This window comes from Nocardiopsis ganjiahuensis DSM 45031 (assembly GCF_000341085.1).
Taxonomy (GTDB): Bacteria; Actinomycetota; Actinomycetes; order Streptosporangiales; family Streptosporangiaceae; genus Nocardiopsis; species Nocardiopsis ganjiahuensis.
The window spans coordinates 101,204-122,514 of record NZ_ANBA01000027.1; the positions used below are offsets into that span (position 1 = coordinate 101,204).

Consider the following 21,311-nt stretch of genomic DNA (forward strand, 5'->3'; position numbering starts at 1 on the left):
CGATGACCGAACACACCGACACGGCCGAAGAGACCGTGCTGGACATCCGCGGCCTGCGCACGCACTTCCTGACCGATGACTCGGTGATCCGCGCCGTCGACGGTGTCGACCTGCGCGTCCACCGGGGGCGCACCCTGTGCGTGGTCGGGGAGAGCGGGTGCGGGAAGAGCGCCATGGCGCGCTCGGTCCTCCAGTTGGTGGAGCCGCCCGGCCGGGTGGTGGACGGGCACGTGTTCCTGCGGCCCGACGGCGCGGGGGAGCCGGTGGACCTGGCCGCCCTCGGACCCACGAGCCGCGAGATCAGAGCGGTCCGCGGCAACGACGTGGCCATGGTGTTCCAGGAGCCGATGTCGTCGCTGTCCCTGGTGCACACGGTCGGCAACCAGATCGGCGAGGCACTGCGCGTGCACACCGGGCTCTCCCGCAAACAGGCGCGCGCACGCTCGGTCGAGCTGCTGGAACGGGTCCGGGTGCCCGGCGCGGAACGCGTCGTGGACTCCTACCCCTTCCAGCTGTCCGGCGGCATGCGGCAGCGGGTCATGATCGCGATGGCGCTCGCCTGCGGCCCGCGCGTGCTCATCGCCGACGAACCGACCACCGCCCTGGACGTGACCACACAGGCGCAGATCCTCGACCTGTTCGCGGACCTGCGGCGCGACAGCGGCATGGGGGTCATGTTCATCACCCACGACATGGGGGTGGTCGCCGAGATCGCCGACGAGGTCGCCGTGATGTACCTCGGGACCGTGGTCGAGCAGGGTCCGGTCGACGCGATCTTCCACGACCCCCAGCACCCCTACACGCGCGCCCTGCTGGAGGCGGTCCCCCGGTTCGGAGCCGCGCGGAAGGGCCGCCTGCCCACCATCCGGGGCAGCATCCCCGACCCGGGCGACCAGCCCTCCGGATGCGTGTTCCGCACCCGGTGCCCCGAGGCCGTCGAGGGCCTGTGCGACACCACCGTCCCGCCGGTCACCGTCCCCGGCCCGGGCCGGCGGATCCGCTGTCTGCTCCGGGAGGGCCCCACCGCACCGGCCGACAGCGAGGAGACCGTCGATGCCGACTGACACACCCGAAACCGTCCTGAGCGTGCGCGGGCTGGAGGTCGCCTACCCGGTACGGGGCCGCAGGTCGCGGCGCGAGGCCCGCTACGTGCGCGCCGTGACCGGAGTGGACCTCGACATCAGCGCCGGGGAGACCCTCGGCCTGGTGGGGGAGTCCGGCTGCGGGAAGACCACGCTCGGTTCGAGCGTCATGCGGGTCCGCCCCGAGGCCACCGGCACCATCAGCTACCGCGACGGGCAGGGCCGCCTCCTGGACGCCCTGTCCCTGCCGCGCGAGGACGAGCCGGTCTACCAGCGCGAGGTGCGCATGGTCTTCCAGGACCCGCACTCCTCCCTGAACCCGCGCATGACCCTGCGCGACATCGTCGGCGAACCGCTGCGCATGCTCACCGACCTGCGGGGGGAGGAGCTGGAGGCGCGGGTGCGCGACGTCATGGAGCGCGTCGGACTGCACCCCAACCACCTGCGCCGGTACCCGCACGCCTTCTCCGGCGGCCAGCGCCAGCGCGTGAGCATCGCCCGGGCGCTCGTCCCCGGGCCCCGCCTGGTCGTGGCCGACGAGGCGGTCAGCGCCCTGGACACGTCGGTCCGGTCCCAGATCCTCAACCTGATGCAGGACCTCCAGGACGAGATGGGCCTGACCTACCTGTTCATCTCGCACGACCTGTCCGTGGTCGAGCACGTCTGCGACCGCGTCGCGGTCATGTACCTGGGCCGGATCGTGGAGGTCGCACCCACCCGGCAGATCTTCGAGGCGCCCCGGCACCCCTACACCGAGGCGCTCATCTCGGCCCTGCCGGTCCCCGACCCCCGGCTGCGCGGGAAGCGCGAGCGCATCCGCCTCACCGGAGAGGTCCCGGACCCCTCCCGGCCGCCCTCGGGCTGCCCCTTCCACCCCCGGTGCCGCTACGCCACCGAGCTGTGCGCCACCGAGGTACCCGTCCCGCGCCCCATGGGCCAGGGACGCGAAGTCGCCTGTCACCACGCCGACGACCTCGACCTGGCCGGGATCACCGGCCCCAGCGATCCCCCGCCCGGCCTGACCCGGGCAACCACCGCACTGAGGCAGGAGTAGGCAATGAGACCACACCGGAGACTCCTGGGAGTCACCGCCGGAGCAGCGGCGGTCGTGATGGCCACCGGATGCTCGTTCTTCTCGTTCGACCCCGACACCGAGAGCGCCGACCAGGCCGAGGGGGTCGGCGAGGCGCCCGTGCTCGCCGCCCTCGTCGACAGCGGCGACCTCCCACCGCTCGAGGAGAGGCTGCCCGACGAACCCCTCGTCGTGGAGCCGCACGAGGAGATCGGCCGGTACGGGGGCGAGTGGAACACCGCGATCCTCGGCGTGCACGACTGGCCCTGGCTCGGCCGGACCGTCGGGTACGAGAACTTCGTCCGATGGGACCCCGGGTGGGAGGAGGCCGTGCCCAACCTCGCCACCGAGTGGGAGTACAACGACGACTCCACTGAGATCACCATCACCCTCCGCGAGGGCGTCCGCTGGTCCGACGGCGAGCCTTTCACCTCGGACGACGTCCTGTTCGCGCTGAACGACATCTTCAACAACCACGACGTCAGCCCCATGGCGGCCTCGAACCCCGGAGTCGGGGAGAAGGTCGACGACCACACCCTCACGATCACGTTCGACGAGGGCAACGCCCTGTGGATCGAGAACGACTTCATCCTCTACCAGCTGCTGGAGAAGCCCAAGCACTACCTGGAGCAGTTCCACATCGAGTACAACCCCGACGCCGACGAGCTCGCCGAGGAGGAGGGGTACACCGACTGGATCGAGATGCTCGACGACAAGGCGGGCGTGCTGAACTCCGCCCAGTACTGGCAGAACCCCGACATGCCCACCCTGCGCGCCTGGCGGGTGGTGGAGCCGCTGGCCGACTCCGGGCGGATGGTCCTGGAGCGCAACCCCTACTACTGGAAGGTCGACACCGAGGGCAACCAGCTGCCCTACATCGACCGGGTCAACTTCGACATCCTCCAGGACGAGGAGGTCATGCTGGTCCGCGCCCTCAACGGCGAGTTCCACATGCACTCCCGCCACTTCAACACCCTGGCCAACCGGCCCACGCTGGCCGAGAACCGCGAGTCCGGCGGCTACGACTTCTTCGAGCTGGTGCCCGGCGAGATGAACACCGCGATGATCTCCCTCAACCTCACCCACGAGGACGAGGGGCTGCGGGAGATCTTCAACGACAAGGACTTCAGGATCGCCCTGTCGCACGCCATCAACCGCCAGGACATCATCGACGTCGTCTACCAGGAACAGGGCGAGCCCTGGCAGGGCGCCCCGCGCGAGGACACCCCCTTCTTCAGCGAGGAGCTCGCCAAGCAGTACACCGAGTACGACGTCGACCTCGCCAACGAGATCCTCGACGAAGCGGGCTACGAGGTCGAGAACGGCGTCCGGGTCAGCCCCGGCGGCACCCCCGTCCGCTTCAGCCTGTCCGTGCCCACGGACTTCCGCCCCGACATCGTCGACTCCATGGAGATGGTCGTGGGCTTCTGGGGCGACCTGGACATCGACGTGGACCTCAACACCGAGGACCGCGCCCTGTGGCAGAGCAACCGCGAGGACAACAACCACGACGCGAACGTGTGGTCCGGTGACGCCGGTCTGATGGACGCCGTCCACGACCCCCGCTGGTACGGCCCGTTCCACGACGGCGAGTCCAACTTCGCCATCCCGTGGGCCAAGTGGTACGTCTCCGACGGCGAGGACAGCCGTTCCGTCGAGCCGCCCCAGGACGTGCGGGAGCACATGGAGATGTACGACGCGGTCGAGGCCGAGGCCGACCCCGAGCTCCGTCTCGAACTCATGGAGGAGCTGCTGGCCGTCTCCCAGGAGCAGTTCTACGCGATGGGCATCAGCCTCAGCCCGACCGGCTACGGGATCGTCGCCGACGACTTCCGCAACGTGCCGGACTCCATGCCGTCCTCCTCGGTCTACAACGACCCCGGACCCACCAACCCCGAGCAGTACTTCATCGAGCAGTGAGGTGAACGTGGAACCCCGTCCCCGAGGTCTGTCCCTCGTCCACGAACAGGACCGCTCCCTGCGGCTGAGCCACGACGACCAGGAGCTGCTGCGCTACGTCTACCGGCCCTGGGACGCCCAGCTGGAGTCGCCCCGCCCCTACTTCCACCCCCTGCGCACCCTCTCGGGGGCCACGGTCAGCCTGTACCGACCGCACGACCACGTCTGGCACAAGGGAATCGCCTGGTCCCTGCCCAACGTCGGCCCGGCCAACTTCTGGGGCGGGCCCACCTACCTCCGCGACGGCGGCTACCAACAGCTCGACAACAACGGCTCCACCGACCACCTGGAGTTCGAGGAGGTCACCGTCACCCCGGAGCGGGCCACCGTCACCGAACTCCTCGAATGGGTCACCCAGCAGGGCGAGACCTGGTTCTCGGAGCGCCGCTCCTTCACCGCCACCGTCTCCCCGGACTCCTGGACCCTGGTCTTCGAGACGTCCTTCACCAACCGCACCGACACCACGATCCGGTTCGGCAGCCCCACCACCGAGGGCAGGCCGAACGCCGGCTACGGCGGCCTCTTCTGGCGCGGTCCGCGCTCCTTCACCAACGGCAGGGCCCGCAACGAGCACCGCGAAGGGGGCGACGACCTGATGGGCGAGCGCTCCCCCTGGCTGGCGTTCACCGGACAGCACGACGGCAGCGACCACACGTCCACCCTGGTGTTCGTCGACTGCCCGACCAACCCCGGCCACCCGACCCGGTGGTTCGTCCGCAACGGCATGTACGCCTGTGTCAGCCCGGCCCCGTTCTTCGACGAGGAAGTGGACGCCGCCCCCGGCCAGACCCTCGCCTACCGCTACGCGGTGGTGATCGCCGACGGCGACCCCGACCCCAAGCCCCTGGCCGACGTGGGCCTTCGGGACCTGACACGCGGGCGGCAGGGGGATTGACCGCTTCCGGCCCCGGACGGCGGGTTGCCCGGAAGCTAACGATCCAAGATCGTTGATCACGCCTCACCCGGATTAAGACCAACCCGAAATCCCCCCAGGAGCCACCCCATGTCCACGCCCCGAGTCGCCATGGGGTGGCCCCCACAACAAAAGACAACGCGCTGCCACCATTCAAAAGCAGAAAGTAGCGGCCGTTCTCAGAGGAAGGGCCCGAAAGCCGGTTCGGACCCCGAAGAACCAACCGCGGAACCCGATCACGCCCCGAAGGCAAAAAGCAGTGCCCGACCCCAGCCGGGGAGCAAAAAGACCAGCTCAGCCACCGGGACGACAACCGCGGTGCCCAACCCCGGCCGGGAAGCGAAAAGCAGCACCCGAACCCGGTGGGAGAGCGAAGAACCCAGGTCAGCCGCGCCCGGGGAGCCGGCCGCGGTACCCAACCCCGACCCGGAGGCGAAAAGCAGCGCCCAACCCCAGCAGGGGAGCCGAAAGACCAGGTCAGCCACGGTCGTGCCGCGAAGCGCGACGGCCGGAGGCCGAGCGGCACACCGGGGGGTTGGGGGTCGTCCCCCAAGGGCACGACGAAGACGACCCTGGGAACAAGCGCTAGCTTGCTACCAGGGTCGTCTGGAGTCGAGTGGGCGAGGAGGGATTTGAACCCTCACATCCTTTCGGACACACGGACCTGAACCGTGCGCGTCTACCGTTCCGCCACCCGCCCGAGTGACATGCATTCAGTTGTGTTGCCAGGTGATCCGGGCTTTTGCCTGTTCCCCCTGGCGACATGAATAAGGCTAGCACGGCTTGGAGGCGGGTTGCACACCGTTTGCGGCGGGCCCGGATCGGGGCTCGGAGAGGGCCCTCACAGGGGTGCGCCTGAAACCAGGGGCACCCCGGCCCGGTTACGATCGTCTACACATACGGAGTGGAGTACAAAGGGAGGTACCTCGTGGGAGTGCTCCAACGCTTCGAGCGCAGGCTCGAGGGCATGATCGAAGGCACCTTCGCGATGGCCTTCAAGTCTGAGCTCCAGCCGGTCGAGGTCGCGAGCGCGGTCCAGCGGGAAATGGACGAGCGGGCAGCGATCGTGGCCCAGGGACGCACACTGGTCCCGAACGACTTCATCGTCGAGCTCTCAGCCAGTGACAAGGAGCGCCTGGAGGTCTACGCCGACAGCCTCGGACAGGAGCTGTCCAAGCTGGCTCGCGACTACGCGACCGAGCAGGGCTATTCCTTCGTCGGTCCGGTGCGGGTCCAGTTCAGGTCGGACGACGGCCTCAAGACGGGCCGCTTCCGAATCCGTTCCGGTGTCGTGCGCGGGACCATGGTGAAGGACGGCGAGGTCCGTCAGCCGGTCGGTGATCCGGGTCCGGGCGCAGGACAGCGCCAGACCGGCCGTCCTCGTCTGCTCATCTCGCCCGGCGGTGCGACCGCTGAAGGCAACATCGCAAGCCAGGGCATGCAGCAGTCCTTCGAACTGACCACACCGGTCACCTTGTTGGGCCGCGGCACCGACTGCGACCTGCGCCTGGTCGACAACGGCGTCTCCCGTCACCACGTGGAGATCCGGGTCGACGGCGAAGAGGTCATCCTGGAGGACAAGGGATCCACGAACGGAACCTTCGTCAACGGACAGCAGGTCAGGCAGGCCAGGCTGGTGGACGGCACCCGGATCAGTCTGGGTCGTACCACCATGACCTTCCGCCGGGACTGATCACCCGACCCCGACCAGTCGGACGATCCGGACCAACCGGACCGCAACCAACCGCCCCAAACCGGCGTCTGAGAGGTCGAAGTCCGGGTCAGGACCGATAAGGACCTGTGTCGGATATCCGGCCGGGAGGGTAGTCTCCGCGAAGACCTGACCGATCGGGCAGAATGGCCGCGGCCGGCTGGGCCGCGGATCAGCGACCTAGACTCACCGACTCGAAGGTGGGGCAGACACGGTGGCGGCGCCGATGACCGCCACCCCGGCCGAAGCACGACAGGGGCTGAAGAGCAGTTCGATGTCCAACTTGACCCTCATATTGATCAAGATCGCGTACCTCGCGGTGCTTTGGCTGTTCGTCCTCATGGCGGTCGGCGTCATCCGCACGGACCTCTTCGGCCAGTCGAAGAAGAAGGCCAAGAAGAAACCCCGCCCTGCGGCGCGTCCGCCCCAGCGCCGGGCGCCGTCGTCGTCACAGGAGCGACCGCAGCGTCCGCGCCGCAACGAGCCCACGGTCCTGGCCGTGACCCAGGGGTCTCTCTCCGGCACCACGGTCAACCTGGCCTCACAGCCCATCCTCATCGGGCGCGCCCCGGACTCGACCCTGGTCATCACCGATGACTACGCGTCGGGCCGCCACGCGCGTGTCTACTCCGAAAACGGCCGCTGGTTCGTCGAGGACCTGAACTCCACCAACGGCACCTACCTCGGCCAGCAGAAGCTGAACCGCCCCCAGCCCATCACGGTGGGTCAGCCCATCCGTATCGGCAAAACCGTCCTGGAACTGCGCAAATGACAATCGCTCTCCGATACGCGGCGTACTCCGACGTAGGATGCCTCCGCGAAGGCAACGAAGACTCCGGCTACGCCGGCCAACACCTCCTCGCGGTAGCCGACGGCATGGGCGGTTACGCGGGCGGTGAGGTGGCCAGCTCCATCGCCATCTCGTCCATCCGCCAGCTCGACACCCGGGACGACCCCCGGGCCGAGGAGATGGCCGAGGTCCTCCAGCGGGCCGTCGAGCACGCCAACGAGTCCCTCGCCATCCGCATCCGGCAGGAACCCCAGCTCGAGAACATGGGCACCACCCTGACCGCCATGCTGTGGTCGGGCTCCCAGGTCGCGCTGATCCACATCGGCGACTCGCGCGCCTACCTGCTGCGCGGTCCGCGCTTCGAGCAGATCACCCACGACCACACCCTGGTGCAGACCCTCGTCGACGAGGGCAAGATCACCGAGGAGGAGGTCGCCACCCACCCGCAGCGGTCCCTGATCCTGCGCGCGCTGGACGGCAAGACCCCGGTCGACCCGGACATCTCCATCAGCAAGGCGAAGGTCGGCGACCGCTACCTGCTCTGCTCGGACGGGCTGTCCGGTGTGGTCAGCAAGAAGACCATCCACGAGACGCTCGCCACCGAGAGCGACCCCCGGGCGGCCGCGAAGAAGCTCATCGAGCTGGCCATCCGCGGTGGCGGACCGGACAACATCACCGCGGTCGTCGCGGACGTCATCGAGACGGACACCGACCGCGAGGGGCCGACGCCCGCCTCCCAGACGGTCGGTGCCGCGGACCAGCGCGACGAATCGACGGGGCCCAACGAGAGCAGCCCCGCCAGACGGGCGCAGGAGCTGCGCGGCACCGGCGGCGACACCGCCGAGATGGACCCGGTCCAGGCGGAGATCCCGGGCCGACAGGACCACCCGGGCCACGACGGGAACCCCGCCTACGGCGCCCCCCACGAGGAGCCGTACAACACCCACGACGACTACGACGCGCCGACCGCGCGCGGACAGGCCTCCGAGCCGGAGTACCGCACGCGCAGCTGGTGGCCGATCATCCTGGTCTTCCTCGTGGTGGTGGCCCTGGTCGCGGGCGGTGGCTACTACTTCGGCCGCCAGTACGTGGACAGCCAGTACTACGTGGGTATCTCCCCGGACGGCCGGACCGTCAGCATCTACCAGGGCATCGACACCGACATCGCCGGCTTCAGCCTGTCCGAGGAGGTCGAGGGCACCGAGATCCAGGTGGACTCGCTCACCCCGACCGACCGCGAGGCGATCCAGAACACCTGGACGGCGGACGACCTGGCCGACGCCAAGAGCATTGTCAGCGACCTCGAGGCGGACTCGGGCGACAGCGCCGACCAGGAGACCGAGACCGAGGAATCGGGGTGACCCTGTGAGCACCACCGCCCCTGAGGCACCCACAGCGCTACCCCCGATCCAACGCCGCAACGCGGAGCTGGTCCTCATCGGGATCACGATCGTCATCACCATGAGCGCGATGGCGGTCTCAGGGCTCAACCTCAACGGCTCCATCCCCGGAGCCATGTGGGGTTACGGTCTGATCTTCGGTGCGCTGGCGCTCGCCACGCACGTCGCGCTTCGCTTCATCGCCCCCTACGCCGACCCGCTGATCCTGCCCTGCGCGCTGTTCCTGAACGGCATCGGCGTCGCGATGATCTGGCGTCTGGACGCCGCCGACTCCGGGGACATCGAGCACGCCGGTGTGGGCATGCAGCTGATCTGGACCGCGGTCGGCATGGTCATGTGCATCGCCCTGCTGTTCTTCCTGAAGGAACCGCGGGTCCTCCAGCGCTACACCTACATCAGCGCTCTGGCGGCGCTCATCCTCATCGCGCTGCCGATGGTCCCCGGCCTGGGTGTCTCCGAGTTCGGCGCCCGCCGCTGGATCGGTATCGCCGGCCGCACCCTCCAGCCCTCCGAGTTCGCGAAGATCGCCCTGGTGATCTTCCTGGCGTCCTATCTGGTCACCAAACGGCAGGTGCTCTCACTCGCGGCCAGGCAGATCAAGATCGGCCGGTTCAAGGTCATGGACCTGCCGCGCGCCCGCGACTTCATGCCGATGGTCGTCGGCTGGGTCGCCGCGATCGGCCTTCTGGTCATCACCAAGGACCTCGGCACGTCGCTGCTGCTCTTCGGCACCTTCCTGGCGATGCTGTACGTCGCCACGCAGCGCTCCTCCTGGGTGATCATCGGCGTCAGCGTGTTCTTGGGGGCGGCGGCGCTCGCCTTCCAGATCTTCTGGCACTTCCGACAGCGCGTCGACATCTGGTTCTACGCCTTCGACCCGGAGGTCTACGGTCGGCTGGGCGGCAGCGAACAGCTGGTCAAGGGCCAGATCGGCATGGCCTACGGAGGTGTGTTCGGTACCGGCATGGGCGGTGGTCAGGCACACCGCATCTTCGCCGCGGACAGCGACTTCATCCTCGCCTCCCTGGGCGAGGACCTCGGCCTGACCGGGCTCATGGCGATCCTGCTCGTCATCTTCCTCCTGGTGCAACGGGGCATGCGCATCGCGCTGGCCTCGCGTGAGCTGTTCGTCAAGATGCTGGCGAGCGGCCTGGCCTTCGTCATGTGCTTCCAGGTGTTCGTGGTGCTCGGCGGTCTGACCCGCATCATCCCGCTGACCGGTATGACCACACCCTTCCTGGCCGCGGGCGGTTCAGCCCTGATGTCCAGCTGGCTGATGATCGGCCTGTTGCTCCGGATGAGCGACAACGCGCGGCGTCCCGCCCCGCAGGCCATCCAGGACGAGGGGGCCACGCAGGTGATCCGACGATGAACACTCCCATCCGACGCCTCAGCGTCTTCGCGATGCTCCTCTTCGGCGCCCTGATGCTCCAGCTGACCTGGATCCAGGGGTTCCAGGCGGAGGCGATCCGCGAGGACCCGCTGAACTCGCGCCAGTACACCGAGCGCCTCACCGAGCAGCGGGGGCCGATCGTCATCGGCGACGAGAACGTCGCCTTCTCCACGGACATCTCCGAGGAGGACGAACCGGCGCGCTTCCAGCGGGAGTACGCGGGCGGCACCATGTACACGCCGGTCGTGGGCTCCTTCCGCAGCTACGGCGCCTCGGGGATCGAGTACACCGAGAACGCGCTGTTGGACGGCAGCGACGACCGGCTGGCCGTACGCAACTTCCGCGACATGATCACGGGCCGCGAGCCCGAGGGCGCACGCGTCGAGCTGACCATCGACCCCGCGGTCCAGGAGGCCGGGTTCAAGGGGTTCGAGCAGCTCGGGATGAACGGTGCCGCGGTCGCCATCGAGCCCGACACCGGGGCGATCCTCGGTTCGGTCTCGTACCCGTCCTACGACGCCAACGACGTCGTGAGCATCACCGACATCACCGAGGCCGGCGAGAACTACGTCGCCCTCGAGAACCAGGAGGACCAGCCGCTGCTGAACCGGGCGCTGCGCGAGCGCTACGCGCCGGGTTCGACGTTCAAGATCGTGACCGCGGCCGCGGCCATCGAGCACCTGGACGCGGGCCCGGACAGCACCCAGGACGCTCCGGACAACCTGTCGTTCAACAGCGGTCCGAACCTGCCCAACGCGACCCCGGGCGGCACCTGCAACGGCGGCAGCCCGGACACTCTGGCGCACTCGATCCAGATCTCCTGCAACACCTCGTTCGCCAACTGGGCGATCGAGATGGGCGGTGAGGCCCTGTCCGAGCAGGCGACGGCCTTCGGGTTCAACCCGGAGGAGGGCGAGGAGTTCAACGTCCCGCTGAACGTGATCCCGAGCCTGGCCCCGGTGGAGAGCGAGGACAGCATCCTCGGCCGCGCCGGCATCGGCCAGTCCAACGTCGAGTCGACGCCGCTCCAGATGGCCATGGTCGCCGCCGGTGTGGCCAACTCCGGTGAGGTCATGCACCCGTACCTGGTCGACTCGGTCCGTGACGCGGACCGCTCGGTGGTCACCCAGACCAGCCCCGAGGTGTACAGCCAGGCCACGAGCGCCAGTACCGCGTCTATGCTCAAGGACATGATGGTGCTGGTGACCGGCCCCGACGGGTCCGGTCCCAACGCCGCCATCCCGGGCGTTGACGTCGCCGGCAAGACCGGTACCGCCGAGACCGGCGGTGAGCTCGGAACCCACAACTGGTTCATCGGTTTCGCACCCGCCGACGACCCGGAGATCGCGGTCGCGGTGGTGATCGAGCACGGTGGCGGCAGCGGTGGTTCCCTGGCCGCGCCGATCGCCCGCCAGATGATGGAGGCAGTGGTCCTGTAGTGAGCGCCTACGAGCCGTCTTCCCAGAGCGGCCCCGGTGGACTGACCGGGGCCGTTCTGAGCAACCGTTACCGCCTGGAGGAGCAGATCGGCTCCGGGGGGATGGGCACCGTGTGGCGGGCGACCGACACACTGCTCAACCGATCCGTCGCGGTGAAGCTGCTCCACCCGGCCCAGATGGCCGAACCGACGGCACGAGAGCGTTTCCGGACGGAGGGCAGAATCACCGCCGGTCTGTCCCACCCGGGTATCGCCCAGGTCTACGACTACGGCGAGGAGGAGGGCCGCGCGTACCTGATCATGGAGCTGGTGGTCAGCGAACCCCTCTCCCAGGTACTGCGCGAGCAGGGCCGCCTCAGCGCCGACCGGACCCTCGACTTCGTGTGCCAGGCGGCCAAGGCGCTCGCCGCGGCGCACGCCCGCGGTGTGGTCCACCGCGACATCAAGCCCGGCAACCTGCTGGTGACCGAGGACGGCCAGCTCAAGCTGACCGACTTCGGCATCGCGCGGGGGGACACGTCGGTCACCCTGACGCAGACCGGCATGGTCATGGGCACCGCCCAGTACATCTCGCCCGAACAGGCGTCGGGCCGGCCCGCGAGCGGGGCCTCCGACCTCTACGCGCTCGGTGTGGTGGCCTACGAGTGCCTGGCCGGGACGCCGCCCTTCACCGGTGACAGCCCCGTGGCCCTGGCGCTCGCGCACACGCGTGACGATCCGCCCGAGCTCCCCGAGCACGTCCCCGCCGAGATCGACAACCTGGTCTTCTCGCTGTTGCAGAAGAACCCGGAGGACCGCCCGTCCTCGGCCGGCGAGGTCGCCCACCTGGCGGCGGTCATCCGCTCCAACGCGGGCACCGGGCCGCCCACCCCGTCCACCGGGTTCAACGGCATGGCCCAGACGATGGTGGTCGGCGCGGTCCCGGACAGCGGCCCGCGCTCCGGCGCGTCCGGAACGTTCGGCGCGTCCGGAACGGCGCGGCGGACCGCCGGGCAGCCCGCCGTGGCACCGGTCCAGGACGGGGGCGCGACCGGCCTGGACGAGGGTTCGGCACCCGAGCGCCGGGTCAGGACCCCCGTGGTCCTGGCCGCGGTGGCGGCGACCGTCCTCATCGTGGCCGCGGCCGCTGCCGGATTCGTCCTCGGCGGCCCGGACGGCGCCGAGAACGTCAACGACAGCAGGCAGCCCCCTGCCTCGAACAGCTCCCCCACCCCGACCCCCACCGAGGAGTCGGAGCCGGAGGAGGACTACGAGGAGCCGGTCCACGTCGAGGACACACCTGCGTGGACGCCCCAGCCCGACGAGTGGGAAGAGACCGAGAGCCCCTTGCCCGGTGAGGGCGAGGAGGAGACCGATCCCTCCGAGGACGGCGAGGGCGACGGGGGCGAGGAAGAGGTACCCAGCCCCGAGGACCCTGAACCCGAGAACCCCGGTGGCGGAGAGGACGACAACGGTGGTGGCGGCAATCCGGGCGGCGGTTCGGGCGGCGGGCCGGGCAACGGTGAGAATTAGTGAACGTGGCCAGTGAGCGAGAGACGATCAGGGTAGGCGGCGGCCCGCGGGCGGCTTCCGGAAGACACGAGGATTAGTGCACGACATGTCCCAGCCCCGGCTTCTCGGCGGACGCTACGAACTCGACACAGTGGTCGGGCGCGGCGGCATGGCCGAGGTATACCGCGCACGCGACCTCCGGCTCGACCGGCTCGTCGCCATCAAGACCCTCCGGCACGACATGGCGCGCGACCACGTCTTCCAGGCGCGCTTCCGAAGGGAGGCGCAGTCGGCGGCCTCGCTCAACCACCCGGCGATCATCGCGGTGTACGACACCGGCGAGGACATGGTCGACGGGGTGTCCATCCCGTACATCGTCATGGAGTACGTGGACGGCCGCACCCTCAAGGAGCTCCTCGACGACGACCGCAAGCTGCTGCCGGAGCGTTCGGCGGAGCTGGTGGACGGGATCCTCAAGGCTCTCGAGTACAGCCACGACAACGGGATCGTCCACCGGGACATCAAGCCCGCGAACGTCATGCTGACCAAGGGCGCCGAGGTCAAGGTGATGGACTTCGGCATCGCCCGGTCCATGGACGACAACCAGGCGACGATGACCCAGACCTCGCAGGTCATCGGTACCGCGCAGTACCTCTCCCCGGAGCAGGCGCGCGGTGAGCGGGTCGACCCGCGCAGCGACATCTACTCCACCGGCTGTGTGCTCTACGAGCTGCTCACCAGCCGTCCGCCGTTCACCGGCGACTCCCCCGTCTCGATCGCCTACCAGCACGTCCGCGAGGACCCGGTTCCGCCGTCCGAGGTGGACCCGCAGATCCCGGAGTGGCTGGAGGACGTCACCCTCCGCGCGATGACCAAGGACCGCGAGGAGCGGTACCAGAACGCCGCGGAGATGCGCGCCGACATCCAGCGCGGCCTGGCCGGGATGCCCACTCAGGCGGGCACCATGGCGATGGCCGCGGCGGGCGCGACCACGGCGATGCCGCCCGCGGGTGGCGGCCGCTACGACGACGAGTACGACGATTACGACTACGACGACGACTACCGGGACGAGAAGAAGGGCAACGGGGGCAAGGCGGCCCTGTGGATCCTCCTGGCGCTGGGGGTGATCGGCTCCATCGTCCTGGTCTTCTTCCTCATGTCCGGCAACGACCGCCCCGAGGTCGAGACGATCGCCGTCCCCGACCTCTCCGGGAGCACGCTCGAGGCCGCGGAGGCCCAGCTCACCGAGGACGGGTTCGAGAACTACCGGTCCGAGGAACGCTCCGACGACGAGGTCGAGGAGGGGACGGTCATCGAGACCGACCCCGAGGCGGGCTCGGAGATCGAGGCCACCGACGCGATCGTCATCCACGTCTCCTCCGGCCCGGGCGCCCTGGAGATCCCGAACGTGGAGGGGCAGAGCGAGAGCGAGGCGAAGTCGACGCTGACCGACGCCGGCTTCGAGAACGTCACCACGGACCGCAGGGCCAACGACAGCATCGCCGAGGGCAGCGCGGTGGGCACCGACCCGTCCGCGGGCAGCGAGGCCGACCCCTCCGACGAGCTCACCCTGATCATCTCCTCCGGCCCCGACCAGGTGGGGGTGCCGGACCTGCAGGGGATGACACGCGAACAGGCCCAGTCCGCGCTGGAGCAGGCCGGGCTGACCCCGCAGTTCCAGGACCAGGAGAACGGCGAGGCCGCGGAGAACACCGTCATCAGCCAGTCGCCCGCCGCCGGGCAGAACGTGAACGCGGGCACCACGGTGACCGTGACGATCGCGGTGGCCCCGGCCGAGCAGCCGACCGACCCGGAGGAGCCCACGGATCCGGAGGACCCCACGGATCCCGAGGACCCGGGCCCCGAGATCCCGTTCCCGCCGGGTGACGACGGGTTCGTCTTCCGGCGCGGCTAGGCGGCGCGGACAGGCGATCGCACGAAGGCGGGCGGGTGCTCCGAGGAGCCCCGCCCGCCTTCGTGTCCGCCGGTCCTTCCCGGCAACCGTTGGGCTTTTGGGATCTCCCGCCGGTGACGTGCGCCCCACCCTGCGCGTAGACTGTGTTCCGTTCCGAACCGCCCCACATCCTGGAGCAGCGACCGTGCCCAAGTCCCGCAACGATCGCAAGAAGAAGGCTGTTTACACACCGCCTCCTTCCAAAGAGAAGCCGAAGGTCAGTCCGCGTTGGCTCGTGCCGACGATGCTGGGCTTCTTCATCCTGGGCATTCTCTGGATCGCGGTCTACTACATCGCGGGTGCCCAGGTGCCGTACATGCAGGACTGGCACAACTGGAACCTGCTGATCGGCTTCAGCGGGATCATCGTGGCCGTCGTCCTGTCCACGCGCTGGCACTGACCCGCCTCTCCCGCACGCGGGTGCGACGCCCCCTGTCGCACGCGGGTTCCGACAACGGCACCAACGCCCCCTCACGGGCGTTCGACCAGCCTTGATCAGGTTTTCCACAGGGTTATCCACAGGCTGTGGGTAGCTCTGTTCGCATGCCCGGAACCGGGCCGCCCGTTCCCGCGCACGGCCCCGGGCAGGCCACCCGTGGCGGTCGCGGTTCGTGCGTACGCGGAAGGCCCCCGGAGAGATCTCTCCGGGGGCCTTCCGCATGCTTCGTGAGACCCGCTCAGGCGGTCAGCACCATGGACCAGACCGCCGGGGCCAGAACCGCCAGGACCGCCAGCAGCACCACGAACAGGGCGACCGCGAGCGCGTGCACGAGCGTGCTCCCGCCCGCCCGGCCCGTGCGGGCCGGCAGGTAGGCGAAGATCGCCCCGACGGCCAGCCCCGCCACCAGACCGCCGATGTGGGCGGTCCAGGCGATGTTGGGGACCAGGAACGTGATGACCAGGTTGAGCCCCAGCAGGACCAGGATCATCCGCATGTCCAGCCGGAGGCGGCGCCCGATCACGAACACCGCCCCGAAGAGGGCGAAGATCGCACCGGAGGCGCCCACGGAGGGCTGTCCCGGTGCGAAGAGCAGGCTCACCACGGAACCGGCCAGGGCGCCCACCACCCACAGGGTGAGGAAGCGGCCGTGACCGAGCCAGCGTTCCAGCTGCTGCCCGAGCAGGAACATCGCGTACCCGTTGAACAACAGGTGCATGACCCCGCCGTGCAGGAAGGCCGAGGTGATCATCCGGTACCACTGGCCGTCCAGCACCACGGCGAGGCCGTACATGCTGAACATGCCGGTGACCGGCGACAGCCCGGCCTGGCCCACGGGCTCCGAGGTGCCCAGCTGGAGCAGGAAGCCCACACCCATCATGGCCAGGATCGTCCAGGTCACGTACGGCTTCCGTACGACCCTGCCCCCGAAAGCGGTCCGCGCGGACCGCACCTTCCGGTTTCCCTCCGCCACGCACTCGGGGCACTGGAACCCGACCGACGCCTCGACCATGCAGTCCGGGCAGATCGGCCGTGAGCACCGGGTACAGCTGACCCCGGTCTCGCGTCCGGTGTGCCGGTAGCAGGTACGGGGCGCTCCCGGCTCGGAGCCGGGTCCGGGCGGGGTTCCGGGCGGAGGGGGAGATGCGGTCATGGGTGGGTCGTCACTCCTCTGGGTCTCACCGCTGGCACATCCGCACTATCGGGTGATCTCGATGCTGTTGATCACGATGTCCTCGTGGGGACGGTCCTGGGCGTCGGTCGAGACCTTGGTGATCTCGGTGACGACGTCACTGCCCTCGACGACCTCGCCGAAGATGGTGTGGCGGCCGTTGAGCCAGTTCGGCTCGCCGACGGTGATGAAGAACTGCGAGCCGTTGGTGCCCGGACCGGCGTTGGCCATGGCCAGCAGGAACGGACGGTCGAAGCGCAGGTCCTTGTGGATCTCGTCCTTGAAGGTGTAGCCGGGGCCACCGCGACCGGTGCCCAGCGGGTCCCCGCCCTGGACCATGAAGCCGTCGATGACACGGTGGAAGATCGTGCCCTCGTAGAGGCTGTTGTTGGACGGCTTGCCCGTGGCGGGGTCCATCCACTGCTTGGAACCGTCGGCCAGCCCGATGAAGTTGGCGACCGTCTCCGGTGCCTGCTCCTCGAAGAGCTTGACAACGATGGTTCCCTTGGAGGTGTTCAGCCGCGCGGTGGGCTGACCCGTGGAGTCCGACACCTCAGTGCCTTTCGTCGAGTGAGATTTACGTGCTCACGTTACCCTTCCGCCCACCGCGTTTCGCCTGAACCCGACCGCCCGGGTCAGCTTCCGGGAGCGGTGCCGCGGCCGGCCCGACCCGGGCCGGGGCGTCCGCCCCCAAGACTCGTCGCGGTGGGCGGTGTCGAAACGTAGATCACAGACGCAGAGGACGTATGTTGAGATAACACCCGGATAACGGGGAAGGACGACGAGAAGCCGCCCTCAGCGGCCGTGAAGCGTCGGCCGCCGGGTGGTGGGACCGTACGAACCGGTGAACGATCGAAGGAGCTGACGACGTGCCTATCACTGCCAATCGTCGCAAGGCACGCAAGGAGGCGGAAGCGACCCTCGCCCGCCTGCAGGACCTGGCCAAGGAGCAGACCGATCGGATCGGCCCCTACGCCGACCAGGCGCGGGACCAGGCAGCCCTCAAGCTCCTCCAGGCGCGTGGTTGGACCGCCCCCCGGCTTGAGACGGCCGCACTCCGTGTCGAGGACACGGTGGCGCCGCGGGTGGCCGAGCTGCTGACCACGGCCGCACAGCGGATCGACCCGAACCCGGGTCGCCGCGGTCTGCGGTTGTTCCGAAGCGGAAACCGCCGCATCCCCCGCGGGGTTCTGATCGGTGGCGCCGCCGTGGTCGGCGGCGTGCTCGTGTACTCGCTGATCCGCATGCGGCAGGCCTCCCAGGACGCCGAGTGGCAGGAACACCTGGACCAGGCCCGTGAGCAGGTCCGCGAGACCCGCGAGAACCTGGAGGAGAAGGCCTCGGACGCGGCTGACAGCGCGGCCGAGGGCGCCAAGGCCACCAAGGCCAAGGTGAAGGAGACCGTGCGTGCCGCGACCAACGAGGGCCGTGCGCAGGACAACGGTCGCCCCGGACGCTGACCGCCCCCTCCCGGGGTGGGCGATGCCCCTCCGGGGGGTCCGCAGCAGCCGGACGGTGAGCCGCGTCGATCCTTCGGCGCGGCTTCCGTCGTCCGGGGGCCCGGTCCGTCCTGGGGCCCGACCCGCTCGGAGGACTCGGTGACCGGGAGGGCTCAGTGGCCCGGAGGACTCAGTTGTCCTTGATGATGCGGTAGACCAGCGGGTACTTCCAGGCCTTGCCCATCATGCCGGCGGCGGTCGCGAGGATCGGCATGACGACCCAGGCGATACCGACGCCGACCAGGACGACGACCGGGAGGACCAGCCAGAAGAGCAGGCCGCACGCGATCGCACCGATCAGGCAGAAGAGCTGGAAGTTGAGCGCTTCCATCGCCTGCCGCCGCAGGTAGGGCGACAGTTCTCCGCTGACCAGCAGAAGGAGCAGCGGGGTCACGAAGGGCAGGAACCAGGCGGACAGGTGCCCGGCCGCGGCGGCGACCTTCTCCACCGGGTTGTCCGAGGTCGGCCCCCGGTCCTTGCCCTTGCTCCCGGACTGCTCCGCGTTCTGGTGGACGACGCCGGGGGTGCTGCCGGTGCCCCCGGGTGAGACCTGCACACCGAGGTCCGAGGTGAGGGGCACGAGATCGGCGCTGAACTTGGCCCGCATGGCCTGGTCGAGCCGTTCACCGAACTCGTCCTCGTCCAGCTGTCCGTGCGAGTAGGCCTCGCGGAGCACCTCGGCCACGGCGTCCCGGTCCTCGTGTGTGAGCCGGATCTGCGTCTGAGGCGCGACGGGGCCCTGATCCCACGGGTTCCGCCTCTGCGGCTTCTGAGGGTTCTGCACGGCCATCCCCACTCCCAAGGTGCTCTGACGAGCACGGCCGTACGAGGATGACCGCGCCCTCCTCCATGATGCGGCATAACACGGGGTGCGGATATGGGGGGCGTCCCTGATCCTCCCCTGATCCGTCCCTCCCCCCGAGGGAGGAGGCCGGCATCGACTTTGGTCGGAACGCGCCACGCACCACCGCGGCCGCCGTCATGGCTGCTCGCGAACATCCTCGTACTCGGCCGTCAGGCCCTCAGCCGCCCGGGCTCCCCTCCCCGGCGGCTCCCCTCGTCACTGGCGTGCGACGACGGGCACCCCGGTGCGTACCGGCTCCGGCTGGGTCCGCTCCTCCTCGTAGCGCCGTTCCGCGCTGGTGAGCAGGTCGTACCAGCTGGTGACGTCCTTGCGCCGACGCAGCAGGGCGCGGCGCTCCCGTTCGGTCATGCCTCCCCAGACACCGAACTCGATTCGGCTGTCCAGCGCCTCGGCGAGGCACTGGGTCCGTACCGGGCAGCCCCGGCAGATCAGCTTCGCGCGGTTCTGCGCGGCACCCTGAACAAACAGGGCGTCAGGGTCGATTTCGCGGCACTTGGCACGAGCCGCCATCTTCTCATTCCACATGTTGCCCCACTCCCAAGATCAGCATGTGTGGTGATCGGAACCCACCGGTCGGCACGGCCGTCGGTGGACGAGGGACAGCTGGCCGATGCGAGGACGATGCACGATGCCGGGCGGGGGGCCGCACGGCTCGCCTTCGGGGGTCGATCGTTTCGGCGTGCTGTGTTCCTCGTTGTCGTTGGTGTCGAAACTACGGATCGTCCGAGTTCACCAACAGGCCCCAAGAGGCCTATTTCTCATATGGCCCACTAGGACCATTGCCTCTTAAGGAAGTGTCATCATACACACACGGAGAGTCATTGCATGTGGTACAGGCGCCCCCGTGCAACCGCAATGAAAGGTCAGTCTCAGACCTTTCCCTGAAAACCATGATGACCTGCGACTTCACGTCATCCCATGAGCGAGTCTCCCCACCGCGACAGGCCCACCCCAACTGGACACCTCGGCACTGACCCCACCCGAACGGGCTATGCGGACCCCCCGGACAGACACGCAGAGCAACCCCACGGGCCACCCATTTCCCTCCCACCCGAACGAACCCAGAACTACTGTTTAGTAACCCCCGAAAATTCGCCCCCTTTGAGCAAGAAGTCCCTTGTCAATCTGGCCAAAGGTCCCATCTTATGGATTTCCACACGAATAGTTCATAGGCTTCGATTCGAGGCAACCGTCCCTCAAGGCCCCGGCCCTCGGCCGTTCCGGAGACGCAGCGTCCCCCAGCAGCCCCGACACCGAAGGACGGCCCCGTGCGCGACGACGACACGACCCTGAGCCTCGTCCGAGGACTCTCTCCGGCGGCCGCATGGTCCCTGTGGCTCCTGGTCCTGTCCGCCCTGGCCGGCATCGGCCTGTGGTTCGTCGAGTCGCCCGAGGAGGCGTCCGCGGCGCTGGTCCTGGTCACCTTCGCCCCGCTGCTGGCGACCCTGGCGGTGGCCCCGCTGAGCCGCCCCGGGCTGCGGGGGATCTGGCGCCACCTGACCACCTGGCGGGCCGACCCGCGCCTGTGGGCGCTGGCCCTGCTGCTCCCCTTCGCCCTCGTGGTCGCCGTCAACCTGGCCCACACGGCCACGGGCGGGCCGCCACCGCCGGGAGGGTGGTGGGCGCTGCCCCCTGCCGCGGTCCTGGCCGGAACGGCCGGACCGATGATCAGCGGGGCCCTGGAGGAACCCGCGTGGCGGGGGTTCGCCCAACCCCTCCTCGAGGAGCGCACCGGCTGGATCACAGCGAGCGTGATCGTGGGCCTGGTGTGGGCCACGTGGCACCTGTGGCCGCTGCTCACCCCCGGCGGCCTGGCCGAGTTCACCCCGCTGGAACCGCTGCACACCTGCATCCGCCTCGTCTCGGCCTCGGTGGTCTACGGCTGGCTGTTCCGCACGACCCGGAGCCTGCCGCTGGTCATCGTGGCCCACATGGCGCACAACGCGGCCGTGGCGGTCCTGCCGGTCCCCGACCTGGCCGAGTCACCCAGATGGGCGCTGCTCCTCGCCCTGGCCTACCTGGTGGCCGCGGTCGCCGTGGTCGCCTTCTCCCAGCACCGGCCGCAGGACCTCCCGGAACGCAGCACTCCCTGAACAGCCCCGCCGCCCGACCGTGGCTTGGTCGGGCGGCGGGT

Annotated in this window: 19 protein-coding genes and 1 tRNA gene; 15 read left to right on the plus strand and 5 right to left on the minus strand. The window is 69.1% G+C overall.

Going from position 1 to position 21,311, the window contains the following annotated elements; translation table 11 throughout:
• Nucleotides 1–2: 2 nt before the first annotated feature.
• From D458_RS0128995 to D458_RS0129010, 4 genes are read left to right on the plus strand one after another with little or no spacing between them, the layout of a single operon-like run.
• Nucleotides 3–1,064 carry an ABC transporter ATP-binding protein gene (locus D458_RS0128995; RefSeq protein WP_017590226.1) on the plus strand — a complete coding sequence of 354 codons (1,062 nt, stop codon included), beginning with the start codon at nucleotides 3–5 and terminating at the stop codon, nucleotides 1,062–1,064.
• Complete coding sequence (locus D458_RS34545) at nucleotides 1,054–2,136, plus strand: ABC transporter ATP-binding protein (RefSeq protein ID WP_017590227.1); 1,083 nt, start codon at nucleotides 1,054–1,056, stop codon at nucleotides 2,134–2,136. The genes D458_RS0128995 and D458_RS34545 overlap by 11 nt, the downstream gene beginning before the upstream one ends.
• A gap of 57 nt (nucleotides 2,137–2,193) precedes the next feature.
• Nucleotides 2,194–4,074 carry an ABC transporter substrate-binding protein gene (locus D458_RS0129005; RefSeq protein WP_017590228.1) on the plus strand — a complete coding sequence of 627 codons (1,881 nt, stop codon included), beginning with the start codon at nucleotides 2,194–2,196 and terminating at the stop codon, nucleotides 4,072–4,074.
• Between the two features lies 1 nt (nucleotide 4,075).
• A complete protein-coding gene (locus tag D458_RS0129010; protein WP_017590229.1) occupies nucleotides 4,076–5,008 on the plus strand; it encodes a DUF6807 domain-containing protein in 933 nt (310 codons plus the stop codon).
• A gap of 635 nt (nucleotides 5,009–5,643) precedes the next feature.
• Here D458_RS0129010 and D458_RS0129020 read toward each other — a convergent pair.
• A tRNA-Leu gene (locus D458_RS0129020) sits at nucleotides 5,644–5,726 on the minus strand.
• 228 nt (nucleotides 5,727–5,954) lie between these two features.
• Here D458_RS0129020 and D458_RS0129025 point away from each other — a divergent pair.
• The 8 genes from D458_RS0129025 (at nucleotide 5,955) to D458_RS0129060 (ending at nucleotide 15,603) form a co-directional block, all read left to right on the plus strand.
• Nucleotides 5,955–6,719 carry an FhaA domain-containing protein gene (locus tag D458_RS0129025; RefSeq protein WP_449406595.1) on the plus strand — a complete coding sequence of 255 codons (765 nt, stop codon included), beginning with the start codon at nucleotides 5,955–5,957 and terminating at the stop codon, nucleotides 6,717–6,719.
• Between the two features lie 292 nt (nucleotides 6,720–7,011).
• Entirely contained in the window at nucleotides 7,012–7,509 is a 498-nt protein-coding gene (locus D458_RS0129030; RefSeq protein ID WP_193374665.1) for an FHA domain-containing protein FhaB/FipA, read from the plus strand.
• Complete coding sequence (locus D458_RS0129035; RefSeq protein ID WP_017590233.1) at nucleotides 7,506–8,888, plus strand: Stp1/IreP family PP2C-type Ser/Thr phosphatase; 1,383 nt, start codon at nucleotides 7,506–7,508, stop codon at nucleotides 8,886–8,888. The genes D458_RS0129030 and D458_RS0129035 overlap by 4 nt, the downstream gene beginning before the upstream one ends.
• 4 nt (nucleotides 8,889–8,892) lie before the next feature.
• A complete protein-coding gene (locus D458_RS0129040; RefSeq protein ID WP_017590234.1) occupies nucleotides 8,893–10,299 on the plus strand; it encodes an FtsW/RodA/SpoVE family cell cycle protein in 1,407 nt (468 codons plus the stop codon).
• Nucleotides 10,296–11,759 carry a peptidoglycan D,D-transpeptidase FtsI family protein gene (locus D458_RS0129045; RefSeq protein WP_017590235.1) on the plus strand — a complete coding sequence of 488 codons (1,464 nt, stop codon included), beginning with the start codon at nucleotides 10,296–10,298 and terminating at the stop codon, nucleotides 11,757–11,759. The genes D458_RS0129040 and D458_RS0129045 overlap by 4 nt, the downstream gene beginning before the upstream one ends.
• Complete coding sequence (locus D458_RS0129050; protein ID WP_017590236.1) at nucleotides 11,759–13,270, plus strand: serine/threonine-protein kinase; 1,512 nt, start codon at nucleotides 11,759–11,761, stop codon at nucleotides 13,268–13,270. The genes D458_RS0129045 and D458_RS0129050 overlap by 1 nt, the downstream gene beginning before the upstream one ends.
• An 85-nt stretch (nucleotides 13,271–13,355) precedes the next feature.
• Complete coding sequence (gene pknB, locus D458_RS0129055; protein ID WP_017590237.1) at nucleotides 13,356–15,164, plus strand: Stk1 family PASTA domain-containing Ser/Thr kinase; 1,809 nt, start codon at nucleotides 13,356–13,358, stop codon at nucleotides 15,162–15,164.
• A gap of 184 nt (nucleotides 15,165–15,348) precedes the next feature.
• Nucleotides 15,349–15,603, plus strand: coding sequence for a cell division protein CrgA (locus tag D458_RS0129060; protein ID WP_026119790.1), 255 nt, complete (start codon nucleotides 15,349–15,351; stop codon nucleotides 15,601–15,603).
• A gap of 277 nt (nucleotides 15,604–15,880) precedes the next feature.
• Here D458_RS0129060 and D458_RS0129065 read toward each other — a convergent pair whose 3' ends face one another.
• Nucleotides 15,881–16,543 (minus strand): rhomboid family intramembrane serine protease, encoded by a 663-nt coding sequence (locus D458_RS0129065; RefSeq protein WP_338037031.1) that lies wholly within the window; start codon nucleotides 16,541–16,543, stop codon nucleotides 15,881–15,883.
• Here D458_RS0129065 and D458_RS37770 point away from each other — a divergent pair.
• On the plus strand, nucleotides 16,521–16,724 hold the full coding sequence (locus D458_RS37770) for a hypothetical protein (RefSeq protein WP_017590240.1): 204 nt from the start codon (nucleotides 16,521–16,523) through the stop codon (nucleotides 16,722–16,724). The genes D458_RS0129065 and D458_RS37770 overlap by 23 nt on opposite strands.
• A 116-nt stretch (nucleotides 16,725–16,840) precedes the next feature.
• Here the strand turns inward: D458_RS37770 and D458_RS0129070 are convergent, their stop codons facing one another.
• Complete coding sequence (locus D458_RS0129070; protein WP_017590241.1) at nucleotides 16,841–17,365, minus strand: peptidylprolyl isomerase; 525 nt, start codon at nucleotides 17,363–17,365, stop codon at nucleotides 16,841–16,843.
• Nucleotides 17,366–17,682: 317 nt separating this feature from the next.
• Here D458_RS0129070 and D458_RS0129075 point away from each other — a divergent pair, with 317 nt between their 5' ends.
• Complete coding sequence (locus tag D458_RS0129075) at nucleotides 17,683–18,273, plus strand: hypothetical protein (RefSeq protein WP_017590242.1); 591 nt, start codon at nucleotides 17,683–17,685, stop codon at nucleotides 18,271–18,273.
• Nucleotides 18,274–18,442: 169 nt separating this feature from the next.
• Here the strand turns inward: D458_RS0129075 and D458_RS0129080 are convergent, their stop codons facing one another.
• Both D458_RS0129080 and D458_RS0129085 read right to left on the minus strand, forming a co-directional pair.
• The gene (locus D458_RS0129080) at nucleotides 18,443–19,102 is read right to left on the minus strand and encodes a DUF1707 and DUF4870 domain-containing protein (protein WP_017590243.1); all 660 of its coding nucleotides are present in this window, start codon (nucleotides 19,100–19,102) and stop codon (nucleotides 18,443–18,445) included.
• A 270-nt stretch (nucleotides 19,103–19,372) separates the two neighbouring features.
• Nucleotides 19,373–19,702 carry a WhiB family transcriptional regulator gene (locus D458_RS0129085; protein WP_026119792.1) on the minus strand — a complete coding sequence of 110 codons (330 nt, stop codon included), beginning with the start codon at nucleotides 19,700–19,702 and terminating at the stop codon, nucleotides 19,373–19,375.
• 743 nt (nucleotides 19,703–20,445) lie between these two features.
• Here D458_RS0129085 and D458_RS35025 point away from each other — a divergent pair.
• On the plus strand, nucleotides 20,446–21,270 hold the full coding sequence (locus D458_RS35025) for a CPBP family intramembrane glutamic endopeptidase (protein WP_017590245.1): 825 nt from the start codon (nucleotides 20,446–20,448) through the stop codon (nucleotides 21,268–21,270).
• Nucleotides 21,271–21,311: the final 41 nt, after the last annotated feature.